10 protein-coding genes and 1 tRNA gene are annotated in these 11,823 nt (G+C 66.5%); 5 read left to right on the forward strand and 6 right to left on the reverse strand.

The window, feature by feature from the left end; genetic code table 11:
• The 3 genes from pepN to RMO40_RS16425 all read left to right on the forward strand — a co-directional run.
• Nucleotides 1-1,994: aminopeptidase N (gene pepN, locus RMO40_RS16415; RefSeq protein ID WP_309723717.1), on the forward strand; the 1,994-nt coding region annotated here is incomplete at its 5' end.
• On the forward strand, nucleotides 1,991-3,007 hold the full coding sequence (locus RMO40_RS16420; RefSeq protein WP_309723719.1) for a class 1 fructose-bisphosphatase: 1,017 nt from the start codon (nucleotides 1,991-1,993) through the stop codon (nucleotides 3,005-3,007). The genes pepN and RMO40_RS16420, both read left to right, overlap by 4 nt.
• A 1-nt stretch (nucleotide 3,008) precedes the next feature.
• The gene (locus tag RMO40_RS16425) at nucleotides 3,009-3,680 is read left to right on the forward strand and encodes a histidine phosphatase family protein (protein WP_309723720.1); all 672 of its coding nucleotides are present in this window, start codon (nucleotides 3,009-3,011) and stop codon (nucleotides 3,678-3,680) included.
• A gap of 5 nt (nucleotides 3,681-3,685) precedes the next feature.
• Here RMO40_RS16425 and RMO40_RS16430 read toward each other — a convergent pair whose 3' ends face one another.
• Nucleotides 3,686-3,943, reverse strand: coding sequence for a sodium/substrate symporter small subunit (locus tag RMO40_RS16430; RefSeq protein ID WP_309723721.1), 258 nt, complete (start codon nucleotides 3,941-3,943; stop codon nucleotides 3,686-3,688).
• Nucleotides 3,944-4,035: 92 nt separating this feature from the next.
• Between RMO40_RS16430 and RMO40_RS16435 the strand changes: the two genes are divergently transcribed.
• A tRNA-Thr gene (locus tag RMO40_RS16435) sits at nucleotides 4,036-4,111 on the forward strand.
• A 45-nt stretch (nucleotides 4,112-4,156) separates the two neighbouring features.
• Here the strand turns inward: RMO40_RS16435 and RMO40_RS16440 are convergent.
• Nucleotides 4,157-6,889, reverse strand: coding sequence for a CHASE domain-containing protein (locus tag RMO40_RS16440; protein WP_309723724.1), 2,733 nt, complete (start codon nucleotides 6,887-6,889; stop codon nucleotides 4,157-4,159).
• Nucleotides 6,890-7,031: 142 nt separating this feature from the next.
• Between RMO40_RS16440 and RMO40_RS16445 the strand changes: the two genes are divergently transcribed.
• Complete coding sequence (locus RMO40_RS16445; protein ID WP_309723725.1) at nucleotides 7,032-7,442, forward strand: VanZ family protein; 411 nt, start codon at nucleotides 7,032-7,034, stop codon at nucleotides 7,440-7,442.
• Nucleotides 7,443-7,446: 4 nt separating this feature from the next.
• On the opposite strand, the gene RMO40_RS16450 is transcribed toward RMO40_RS16445, so the two are convergent.
• The 4 genes from RMO40_RS16450 to RMO40_RS16465 all read right to left on the reverse strand — a co-directional run.
• Nucleotides 7,447-7,722: a hypothetical protein gene (locus RMO40_RS16450; protein WP_309723727.1), complete on the reverse strand. Its 276-nt coding sequence runs from the start codon at nucleotides 7,720-7,722 to the stop codon at nucleotides 7,447-7,449.
• Nucleotides 7,723-7,815: 93 nt separating this feature from the next.
• The gene (hmgA, locus tag RMO40_RS16455) at nucleotides 7,816-9,099 is read right to left on the reverse strand and encodes a homogentisate 1,2-dioxygenase (protein ID WP_309723730.1); all 1,284 of its coding nucleotides are present in this window, start codon (nucleotides 9,097-9,099) and stop codon (nucleotides 7,816-7,818) included.
• 63 nt (nucleotides 9,100-9,162) lie between these two features.
• Entirely contained in the window at nucleotides 9,163-10,824 is a 1,662-nt protein-coding gene (locus tag RMO40_RS16460) for a diguanylate cyclase (RefSeq protein ID WP_309723734.1), read from the reverse strand.
• Nucleotides 10,824-11,823 (reverse strand): CNNM domain-containing protein (locus RMO40_RS16465; protein ID WP_309723736.1); only part of this gene is annotated, 1,000 nt, incomplete at its 5' end. The genes RMO40_RS16460 and RMO40_RS16465, both read right to left, overlap by 1 nt.

Consider the following 11,823-nt stretch of genomic DNA (forward strand, 5'->3'; position numbering starts at 1 on the left):
TGTGGGACGAAGCCCGCTTCAAGCTGCCGCTCGACCTGGAGCGTTTCATGATCGTAGCCGTGGGCGACTTCAACATGGGTGCGATGGAAAACAAGGGCCTGAACATCTTCAACACGAAGTACGTTCTGGCCAACCCGGCCACCGCCACCGACACCGATTACGCCGGCATCGAGAGCGTGGTCGGCCACGAGTACTTCCACAACTGGACGGGCAACCGCATCACCTGCCGCGACTGGTTTCAGCTGAGCCTGAAAGAAGGCCTCACGGTCTTCCGCGACCAGGAGTTCAGCATGGACATGGCGGGCACCGCCACCGCCCGCGCCGTCAAGCGCATCGAAGACGTGCGCACGCTGCGCCAGGTGCAGTTCCCCGAAGACGCAGGCAGCATGGCCCACCCAGTGCGACCCGACAGCTACGTCGAGATCAACAACTTCTACACCGCCACCGTCTACGAAAAAGGCGCCGAAGTCGTGCGCATGATGCAGACCCTGGTGAGCAACCCCTCCGACCCCCTGGGGCGCGACGGCTTTGCGCGCGGCATGACGCTTTACTTCAGCCGCTTCGACGGCCAGGCCGTGACCTGCGACGACTTTGCGCAAGCCATCGCCGACGCCAACCCCGACAGCGCGCTCGCCAAACTGCTGCCGCAGTTCAAGCGCTGGTATGCCCAGGCCGGCACGCCACGCGTGGCCGCACGTGGCCGCTACGACGCCCCCTCGCGCACCTACACGCTCGGCATCGAGCAGACCGCCTTGCCCTCGCCCGGCCAGCCGGCCAAGCAGGCCTATGTGATCCCGCTGGCCATGGGCCTGGTGGGGCGCGATGGGCAGGCGCTGCCGCTGCAACTCGAAGGCGAAGCGCAACCCGTGGGCACTGAGCGTGTGCTGGTGCTGAACGAAGCGCGCAGCTTCTTCACCTTCATCAACGTCGACGTGGAGCCCGTGCCTTCGCTGCTGCGCGGCTTCTCGGCGCCGGTGGTGCTGGCCGATCACCTTGCCGATGCCGACCTGCTGACCTTGCTGCAGCACGACCCCGACCCGTTCAACCGCTGGGAGGCCGGCCAGCGCCTCGCGCTGAGCCGCCTGCTCGCAGGCGTGAAAGACAGCGGCCCGGTGCAGCTCGATGCCGCCTTCATCGACGCCATGCGCGCCGTGCTGCGCCACCCTGATCTCGACGCTGCCTTCAAGGAGCTGGCCCTCACGTTGCCAAGCGAGATCTACGTGGCCGAGCAGCTCAACCCGGTCGACCCGCAGCGCATCCACGAAGTGCGCGAGTCGATGTTGACGCAGCTCGCGCAAGCCTTGCGCGACGACTGGGCCTGGGCCTTTGAGGCGCACCAAGTCAAGGGCGGCTACTCGCCCGACCCGGTGTCGTCGGGCCGGCGTGCGCTGGCCAACCTCGCGCTCGCCATGTTGTGCCGCGATTCGATCGCGCGCCACGACGTGGTGTGGCCGGGCCGCGCCTACGAGCGTTTCAAGGAGGCCGGCAACATGACCGACCGCCTCGGCGCGCTGGTGGCCCTGACCCACTCACACGCCGAGCTGGCCGAGCTGGCGCTGCAACGTTTTCACACGCTGTTCAAGCACGAAGCGCTGGTGGTGGACAAGTGGTTCGCGCTGCAAGCCACCACACCCGAAAAAGACGGCCAGGTGTTCGCACGGGCCAAGCACCTGCTCAAGCACCCCGACTTCTCGTTCAAGAACCCCAACCGCGCACGCAGCCTGATCGCCGCGCTGTGCATGAACAACCCGGCCGCTTTCCACCGCGCAGACGCCGCGGGCTACGTGTTCTGGGCCGAACGCATCATCGAACTCGACGGCATCAACCCGCAGCTGGCCGCCCGCGTGGCGCGTGTGATGGACCGCTGGAACCACCTGGCCGAGCCCTATCGTTCGGCGGCCTGCGAGGCGCTCAAGCGTGTGGCCGCCAAACCCGACCTCTCAAGCGACGTGGCTGAAATCATCAACCGCGCGCTGCAACAGGAATCCGCATGACCAAGAGAATCAGCCTCACCCAGTACCTGGTCGAACAACAGCGCCAGCACGGCCACATTCCCGCGCAGCTGCGCCTGCTGATCGAAGTGGTGGCACGCGCCTGCAAGCGCATCAGCATCAGCGTCAACAAGGGCGCTTTGGGTGACGTGCTCGGCACGGCAGGCAGCGAAAACGTGCAGGGCGAGGTGCAGAAGAAGCTCGACATCATCGCCAACGAAGTGCTGATCGAGGCCAACGACTGGGGCGGTGCGCTCGCCGCCTTGGCCAGCGAAGAAATGGAAGGCATCTACGTGGTGCCCAACCGCTACCCGCAAGGCGAATACCTGCTGCTGTTCGACCCGCTCGACGGCTCGTCGAACATCGACGTCAACGTGAGCATCGGCACCATCTTTTCGGTGCTCAAGAAGCCCGACGGCCACGAGGGCGTGAGCGAGAGCGACTTCCTGCAAGCCGGCAAGCAGCAAGTGGCCGCCGGCTACTGCGTCTACGGGCCGCAGACCACGCTCGTGCTGACGGTGGGTGACGGCGTGGCCATGTTCACGCTCGACCGTGAGCAAGGCTCGTGGGTGCTCACGCAAGACGGTGTGCAGATTCCCGAAGACACCAAAGAATTTGCCATCAACATGAGCAACATGCGCCACTGGGCGCCGCCCATGAAGCGCTACATCGACGAGTGCCTGGCCGGCAAGAGCGGCCCGCGCGGCAAAGACTTCAACATGCGCTGGATCGCCAGCATGGTGGCCGACGTGCACCGCATCCTGACCCGCGGCGGTGTCTTCATGTACCCCTGGGACCAGCGCGAGCCCGACAAGGCCGGCAAGCTGCGCCTGATGTACGAGGCCAACCCGATGTCGTTCCTGATCGAGCAGGCTGGTGGCGCGGCCACCAACACGCAGCAACGCATGCTCGACGTCACCCCCGACAAGCTGCACCAGCGGGTGAGCGTGGTGCTGGGGTCGAAGAACGAGGTCGATCGTGTGACCGCCTACCACCAGGCCAGCCCCCAGGCCTGAGATGGGCAGCCTCTACCTCGTCCGCCACGGCCAGGCCTCGTTCGGCGCCGACAACTACGACCAGCTGAGCGATCTGGGCCACCGCCAGTGCGTGAAGCTCGGCGAGTACTTCCGACACAAGGGCCTGCGCTTCGACGCCGCCCTGGTGGGCACGCTGCAGCGGCAGGTCGAGTCGCTGGCCGGCATCGCACAAGGCATGCAGTGGCAGCCCGAGCCGCTTTCGTGGCCCGGCCTGAACGAGTACGACAGCAAGGCCGTGGTGACCGCCGTGCACCCCGAGCCGCTGCCCAAACCGACTTCGCCCGAGCTGGTGCGGCACCACTTCCGCCTGTTGCGTGACGGCCTGACGCAATGGATGGCCGGCAGCGTGCAGCCCGAGGGCATGCCCACCTATGCCGACTGGCTGGCCGGCATCACCGGCGCGCTCGACCACGTGCGCGAACACCATCACACGAAGAACGTGCTGATCGTCTCCAGCGGTGGGCCGATCTCCACCGCCGTGGGCCAGGTGCTGGGCATGTCGGCCGAAGCGACCATCGAGCTCAACCTGCGCATCCGCAACAGCTCGGTGACCGAGTTCGCATTCACGCCGAAGCGACACATGCTCGTGACCTACAACACGCTGCCCCACCTCGATCACCCCGATCAGGCTTCGTGGATCACCTACGCTTAGCGGCATTACCCTTCTTCCGCGACCCCGTGTTGCCGGTCCAGGCGGTCCATGCAGTGTGCGTAGATGCCGATGATGAGCAGGTAGACGATGAGCGCACCTTGCGCCGCCACCCAGAAGCTGAAGGGCCATCCGAAGAAGGCAAACGTGAGGTCCCGGGCAAAGTAGCCGACCCCGAAGGTCACGCAGAACCAGACCACCAAAAGCACTCCGGTGACCCGCAGAGTCGCCTGCCAGTACCGGCGCCGCTTTTCAATCGCTTCCATAAGCTTTTGCCTCCGATGCCGCCCACGACTGTGAATGAACCTGCCCTGCAGCTTACTCACACAAGCCCCCGCTATAATCGCGGGCTTCACCTGCCGGTGTAGCTCAGTTGGTAGAGCAGCGCATTCGTAATGCGAAGGTCGAGGGTTCGACTCCTTTCACCGGCACCAATACCGAAAAGGGCCTGCTCATGCGCAGGCCCTTTTTCTTTGGCACTAGCCTGGCCCTGCTCGACGCTCGGCTGCGGCCTGGGTCAACCACTTGCACAAAACCTTGTAGAACGCATTGGGGTTCACCGGCTTGGTCACGAAGTCGTTCATGCCGGCGTCTTGGCAGATGAGGCGGTCTTCGCTGTAGGCATTGGCCGTCATCGCCAGAATGGGCGTGTGGGCCCGGCCGGGCTCCTGGCGGATGGCGCGAGTGGCTGTCGGGCCATCGACCAGGGGCATCTGCATGTCCATCAGGATCAGGTCGTAGTCGGTGGCGCTTGCCATCTCGACCGCCTCGAAGCCATTGTTGGCCACGTCAACCACCAGCCCGGCACTTTCCAGCAGGGCGAGGGCCACCTCCTGGTTGATCGCGTCGTCTTCGGCCAGCAGCAGCCGGGCACCGCTGTGCAGGCGACGCAACTCGGCCTCGCCATCGTCGCCAACCCGCTCGCGGGCATTGGGCGGCATGGGGTCTTCAGCGCGCCGCAAGCGGGCGGTGAACCAGAACGTGCTGCCGCGGCCGGGCTCGCTTTCAGCCCCCGCCTCGCCACCCATCAGCAGCGCCAGGCGCCGGGTGATGGCCAGGCCGAGCCCGGTACCGCCGTACTGGCGCGTGGTCGATGTGTCGGCCTGCTCGAAAGCCTGGAACAGGCTCGGCAGCTTGCCTGCCGCAATGCCGATGCCGCTGTCCTGTACTTCGAAACGGACCCTCAGCTCCTTGCCGTGGTCGGCCAGCAGAACCGCACGCAGGGTGATCACGCCGCGTTCGGTGAACTTGACGGCGTTGCTGCTGTAGTTGAGCAGCGCCTGGCGCAGCCGTGTCGGGTCGCCGCGCAGCCAGATCGGCACCTGCCCGCCATCGACCTCGATCACCAGGCCCTTGGCCTGCGCCTGCTCGGCGACCAGCGAGCGCACGTGGTCGAGGATGGCGCCCATGTGGAAGCTGGTGTCTTCGAGCTCGAGCTTGCCGGCCTCGATCTTGGAGATGTCGAGCACGTCGTTGATGATCGACAGCAAATGCGTGGCGGCAAACTGGATCTTGTCGAGCCGCTCCGCCTGCCCCGGCGCAGGGCGGTCGCGGCGCAGCAGGTGGGTGAGCCCGATGATGGCGTTCATCGGCGTGCGAATCTCATGGCTCATGTTGGCGAGGAAGGTGCTCTTGGCCTGGTTGGCCGCCTCGGCCTGGTGGAGCACCACTTCCAGCGCGCGCGTTCTCTCGGCGACCAGCTCCTCCAGGCGCTCGCGGTGCGCGGCCAGCTCTTGTTGCGCGCGACGCCGCTCGGTGATGTCGATGAAGCTGCCGCGGATGAGCCGGCGTGTGGGGTCGGGCAGCCTCACTGTGCGCACTTCGCAGAGCACCATCGAGCCATCGGCGCGCACCAGCGCGCGCTCGAAGGTCAGCTCTTCACCGGCCAGCACACGCTCGTTGTTGGAGTGCAGGCTCTGGCCGAGGTCTTGCCCGTCGGCCTGGGTGCCGGCGTAGAGCTGCTCGGGCGTCATCTTCAACAAGGTTTGCAGCGGGTAGCCCGTCATCTCGCTCGCCTTGGGGTTGGCCGCCGCCCACACCCATTCGTCGACATCGAGGATCAACAGCGCCTCGGGCGCGCGCTCGAACAGCGTGCGGTAGCGCTCCCCACTTTCACGCACCCGCAGGGTCTCTTGCTTCAGCAGTTGGGTGCGCTCGGCAACCTGCGCCTCCAGCCGCGACTGTTGGCTGAAGCTTGACCTGAGATAAGTCACGAGGATGAGGCTGAGCAACAAACCAGCGGGCAGCACCAGCCAATAGCCCTGCGAATCGTTGACGCGCAGGTAGGCGTCGCTGGGTGAAAAAACGGTGCGCCACTCGCGCCCGCCGAAGTCATAGCTGTAGTTGACGCTCAAGTCCGCTGCACCGGTGCCCAGGCGCATGCGCGTGGCAGATCGGGGCGACTCCTGCCGAAAGATCGTGCGTCGGCTTTCCGGTGCCTGCGGGTCGATGAGGTCGAAGTTCAGGCCTTGCAAGCCGCTGTCGCCGAAGGCCCGGCGCACCACCCTGTCGGACTGGAACACCACCAAGGCAAAGCCCCGCAAAGCGGCCCGCCGCTCGGCCACCGACGCCGTAGGCAACCCAAGCTGGTACACCGGCGCGACCGCAAAGAAGCCGGGCTTCTGGTTGCCTACCAGCACGATGGGCAGGCTGCCGGCGACCTGCCCGCTGTCGCGCGCACGTTCCAGGGTCTGCAGGCGGTCCGGGGTGCTGCCCATGTCGAAGCCCAACACGGGGCGGGTTTCCTGTGGTCGCGACACTTCCAGCAGGCGCATCGGGTAGTAAACGTTGCGCGGCTGGGCGCGGATCCGGGCCTTGTTCGCGCCGATCTCGAAGATGTCGGCGTTCATCTGGCGCTCGACCTCGGCGCGACGGCTGCTCGGCACCTCGGGCACCCAGGCGATGGTGGCGATCTCGCTGTCGGGCGGCATCAGCGGTTTGACAAATGCGGCGAAGCGCTCGCTCGTCATCTCGCTCGACGTGGCCACGAAGAGGCCCAGGCTGCGAGTGACCAACAGCGCCTCTTCGAGCTTGTGCTTGAGAAGCTCGCTGGGCAAGGCGGTATCGCGCTCGAAGCGGGCGCGCACCCGCTCGGACTCGACCCCACGCAGGTACAGGAAGATCACCACCGTGATCAACAGCCCGGCCACAAACACCAGCGCCAGCACGAGCCGGCCTCGCGGGTGCGCACTCGGTGCTGGCGTCAGGCGCATGACTGGCCCTTGTTCAGAACAAACCGGCGGGTTAGTCGAAATGACTCATGGCCAGTGTAGGCTCGCACAGCGCCAGGCCCCCTGCGGATTTGGCCCGTTTGACCGAACCAACTCGTACCTGACCCGCCTCATGAGCTCCCCCTTGCCCACCCCCCTCTGGACACGCTGGCTGGCCGCCACCCTGCACAACCAACGGCCATGGCAAGTTTTGCTGTGCGTGCTGATCGTTTTGGTGAGTTATCTGGCGATCACACCCGCGCCGCCGCAAAACGTCGACCTGGGTTGGGACAAGCTCAATCACCTGGTCGCCTTTGCCGCGTTGACCTTCATCGGCTGCCTGAGCTTCCCGGGGGATCAGCGGGTGCTGTGGGGCGTGTTGCCCGGGATGTTGGCGCTGGGGGCGCTGATCGAGGTGGCTCAGTACTTTGTGCCGGGGCGCAGCAGCGAGTGGCTGGACCTGGGTGCCGATGCCATCGGCATCGCCTGTGGCGCCGGGTTGGCGCTTTTCCTCTGGGCGCTGGCCCGCAATGCGGGCGTGAAGATGCCTGCCTGAGGCTTCAGCGGCCGCTTTGTTGCAGGCGCTCCCAGTAGGAGACCGCCTTGCTGACCCAGGCACGGTAGTGCGGGTCTTGCAGCGAGTAATACGGGATGCCGCGTTCGACGAATCGCGCGGCAGCGCTCGCCAAGGCCACCCGCGCCGGACTCGCGCCTTGTTCGAGCTCGAGCTCTCCTTCCAGCGCATGCAGCGCCGTCACGCGGGGCATGGGCTCGGGCGCCATCAGGCGCTCGCGCAGCGTGGATGCATCCATGACAAACGAGGGGGAAGAAGACATGCGGGGCTCCGAGAACATCCAGTCCCGCATTCTTCGTCGCATTTGGGCTCGGGCTTGAGCCGAACAAGGGGCGGCGTGCGGCCCAGTTCACGCTTATGGCGTTCTGTTGAGCCCCGCCCAGCATTCGGCGTAGCGTGCGTCCAACAAGCCGCTGCTGAGCGCATAGCCGGTCGGCAACATGCGGTAACGACTCTCGAACATGAAGGCCAGCGTGTCGGCCAGTTTTTGCGGCGCCAGCGGGGCTGCGCTGGCCTTGTCGAATGCCTCGGTGTCGGGCCCGTGGGGCACGAAACTGTTGTGCAGGCTCATGCCACCGGGCACGAAGCCTTGTTCCTTGGCGTCGTACTGGCCATGCACCAGGCCCATGAACTCGCTCATCACGTTGCGGTGGTACCAGGGCGGGCGAAAGGTGTCTTCGGCCACCAGCCAGCGCGGCGGGAAGATGACGAAGTCGCAGTTGGCCGTGCCCGGGGTGTCGCTGGGCGAAGTGAGCACGGTGAAGATCGACGGGTCGGGGTGGTCGAAGCTGATCGAACCGATGGTCATGAAATGCGCGGTGTCGTACTTGCAGGGCACCAGGTTGCCGTGCCAGGCCACCACGTTGAACGGTGTGGCAGGCAACTGCGCCGCCCACAGCGCACCGCCGAACTTCTTGATCAACCGGTAAGCTCCAGCGCCCTCTTCGAACGCCGCCACCGGCGCCAGGAAGTCGCGCGGGTTGGCCAGCCCGTTGCTGCCGATCGGGCCCAGCTCGGGCAGCCGGAAAGCCGCGCCGTAGTTCTCGCACACGTAGCCACGCGAAGGACCGTGCACGGCCACCTTGAACACCATGCCTCGTGGCAGCACCACGATTTCGCCCGGCGCCACGTCAAGCACCCCCAGCTCGGTGGTGACGGTGATCGCACCTTGTTGCGGCACCAGCAGCATCTCGCCATCGGCGTTGACGAAGGCGCTGTCGGTCATGCTGCGGTTGGCCACGTAAACATGCACCGCGATGCCGGTCTGCGCATCGGCGTCACCGTTGACGACGATGCTGCGCAGGCCTTCGACAAAGTCGGTTAGGTCCTCAGGGACAGGTACAGGCGCCCAGCGCATCGGCTCGGGCGGGGTGGTGACGCCGTCTTTGGCCCCCGTCTTGAGAAACGGGTGCGGCAGCGCTGCGTAGGCGCCGGCCACCACCGAGGGCTGGCGGCGGTACAGCCAGCTGCGCAGGTTGTCAGCCCGGGGCGCGGTGAAAGCGGTGCCGCTGAGCAGCTCGGCAAACAGGCCGTGGGCTGCTTTTTGCGGGCTGTTGCGCCCCACCGGCAAGGCACCGGCGATGGCCTCGCTGGCAAACTCGTTGCCGAAGCCGGACTGGTGCTGCCGATGTGCGCTCATGTCGTTGGGGTGTCGCGAAGGATCCGCCAGCATAGCGACAACACACCGCACGAGCCAAGCGCGCTACAAGGCCGCCACCGACACCCGGTTGCGGCCTTCGTTTTTGGCTCGGTACAGCGCCAGGTCGGCCTGCTCCAGCAATTGGGTGCCGTCGCGCTGCGCACTGGCCAGGCACAGGCCGATGCTGATCGTGAGCTGCAACCCCGGTGCCATCTGCGCCCAGTCATGCCCTTCGACGGCCACGCGCAGGCGCTCGCAGGCCTCGCGCGCCCATTCCAGCGAAGCATGGGCGAACACGATCAAAAACTCTTCACCGCCCATGCGGGCGATCAGGTCGCCGCCACGCACGCGCGCGCGGAACAGGTCGGCCACGGCCATCAGCACCGCGTCACCGACGGCGTGGCCAAAACGGTCGTTGACCTGCTTGAAGTGATCGAGGTCGAGCACCGCCACGGCCAACGGCTCACCGCTGCGCTCGCTGTGCGACAGCAGGCGCGGCAGCTCGCGCTCCACCTGGCGGCGGTTGCCCAGGCCCGTGAGCGGGTCGGCCAGCACGTAGCGGCCCAGCTCACGCGCCTGCGCCTGCAGGCGCTCGGCCTCGGCGGCCATCTGCTCGGCGCGCACACGCTGCAGCTCGGCCTGCATGCGCGAGCGTTCGGCGCCGAAGAGGGCCTGGTCGAGCTCGAGGCGGTTCATCATCAAGCGCGACTGCGCGTCGTTGCGTTGCTCCAGCTGCTCTTTCATGAGCGCGTGATAGGCCTCGTGGTGGGTCAGCGCCTCGGCCAGGTCGCCACGCGCCTTGTGCGCAAGGTACAGCTGCAGGTGCGTGTCTTGCACCATCGAATTGGCATACAGCTCCTGCGCGCCGGCCAGGATCTCGCGCAGCAGCGGGATGGCTTCGTCGTGCCGCTTCTCGCGCACCATCAGCTCGGCGCGGTTGCCATCGCAGGCCAGCACCAGCGCGCGGTGGTCGTTCTCGAGCGCCAGCGCGCGGGCATGTTCGAGCAAGGTGGAGGCAGCGCGCTCGCGCCCGCTCACCCCGAGGTAGCGCCCCAGGTTCGACAGCGTCAGGGCTTCCCGGTAGGCATTGCCCGAACGGCGGGCCACGATCAGCGCCTCTTCGCCGTGGCGGCAGGCGCGCTCGATGGCCTCCAACGCCGCGGCGGTGTCACCACGCGACTCGAAGGCGTCAAACGCATCCGACGCCACCACGCCGAGGTTGGTGAGCGCGCGGTAGATCTCTTCTTCGTTTTGCAGCTCGCGCGCCATGGCCAGCGAATCGGCCAAGAAGCGTTCACCTTCTTCATAGCGGCCCAGGTGGCCTTTGGCCAGGCCGACGCGGTTGTAGGCCAGGCACAGCAGGCGGGCATCGCCACAGGCGCGGGCGGCTTCGACACTTTCACTGATGTGGTCGAGCGCCTCATGGCTCAGGCCGAGGTCGAGAAAGGCCATCGCCATGTTGCACAGCACGTCGGCACGCGCCGCGTCGTCACCGGTTTCTCGCAGCATGGGCAGCACCGTCTGGCCCGCGGCAATCGCCTGCTCGGCCAGGCCTTCGCGGCTGTTGAGCGTGACCAGCAGGCGCAGCGCCAGCGCCAGGCCGGGTGCGTCGCTGGTCTCGCGGGCGAGCGCCTCGGCGCGCAGGGCCAGCTCGATGCCGCGGGCGTGCTCGTCGCGCTCGGCCGCTTGTTCGGCCTGGCGCAACAGCTCGGCCAGCGGCACCATCAGGCCGGGATGTCGCTCGGCTGCAAGGCCGTGGCGAGCACCTTGTCGACACGTTTGCCGTCGAGGTCGACCACTTCGAAGCGCCAGCCCTCCCACTCCACCGAATCGGTGGTCTGCGGCAGGCGGCCCAAGAGCAGCATCACCATGCCGGCCAGCGTGTTGTAGCGGCCGCGGTCTTCTTCAGGCAGCTCTTTCAGGCCCAGGCGATCTTTGAGCTCAGGCACCGGGATCAGGCCGTCGAACAGCCAGCTCCCATCGGCGCGCTGGATGGCCCAGGCGTCATCGGCGGCGGGGGTGGTGAACTCACCGGTGATGGCCTCCAGCACATCGCGCACGGTGATCACGCCTTGCACTTCGCCGTATTCGTCCACCACGAACACCAGCTGCGCACTCGACGCACGAAACTGATCGAGCAGCTCCATGCCCGACAGCGTCTCGGGCACGAACACCGGCGGCTGCAGCTTGTCGGTGAGCGACAGGGGCTGGCCCTGCAGCTGCTGCTGCAGCAGCGTCTGTGCCGAGACCACACCCAGCACGTCGGTCAGCCCACCGCGGCACACCGGGTAGCGCGAGTGCTCCTGATCCGCCATGGCGGCGAGCACGTCTTCGATCGGCGCCGCGGCGTCGAGCCAGATGATGTCGGTGCGCGGGATCATCATCGAGCCGACCGAACGTTCATCGAGGCGAAACACGTTGCGCACCATCTGGTGCTCCTGGGCCTCGATCACGCCGGCATCGAGGCCTTCTTCAAGGCTGGCGGCGATCTCTTCTTCCGTCACCGAGCGGTCAGGCCCACCTCGTATGCCCATCAGGCGCAAGGTGGCCTCGGTGCACCAGGTGAGCAGCTTGACGAACGGGCGCGCGGCCAGCGAGAGCCACTCCATCGGGTAGGCCACCAGCCGTGCCACGGTTTCGGGGTACATCTGGCCCACACGCTTGGGCACCAGCTCGCCAAAGATGATGGTCAGGAAGGTGATGCACACCACCACCAGGCCGGTC

Source organism: Rhizobacter sp. (genome assembly GCF_031412075.1).
GTDB lineage: Bacteria > Pseudomonadota > Gammaproteobacteria > Burkholderiales > Burkholderiaceae_C > Rhizobacter.

Bases quoted from the DNA above. Each gene is read 5' to 3' on its own strand.
- RMO40_RS16430 (WP_309723721.1), bottom strand. From the start codon at position 3,943: ATGGAAGCGATTGAAAAGCGGCGCCGGTACTGGCAGGCGACTCTGCGG.
- RMO40_RS16425 (WP_309723720.1), top strand. From the start codon at position 3,009: ATGGGCAGCCTCTACCTCGTCCGCCACGGCCAGGCCTCGTTCGGCGCC.
- hmgA (WP_309723730.1), bottom strand. From the start codon at position 9,099: ATGAGCGCACATCGGCAGCACCAGTCCGGCTTCGGCAACGAGTTTGCC.
- RMO40_RS16440 (WP_309723724.1), bottom strand. From the start codon at position 6,889: ATGCGCCTGACGCCAGCACCGAGTGCGCACCCGCGAGGCCGGCTCGTG.
- RMO40_RS16420 (WP_309723719.1), top strand. From the start codon at position 1,991: ATGACCAAGAGAATCAGCCTCACCCAGTACCTGGTCGAACAACAGCGC.
- RMO40_RS16460 (WP_309723734.1), bottom strand. From the start codon at position 10,824: ATGGTGCCGCTGGCCGAGCTGTTGCGCCAGGCCGAACAAGCGGCCGAG.
- RMO40_RS16450 (WP_309723727.1), bottom strand. From the start codon at position 7,722: ATGTCTTCTTCCCCCTCGTTTGTCATGGATGCATCCACGCTGCGCGAG.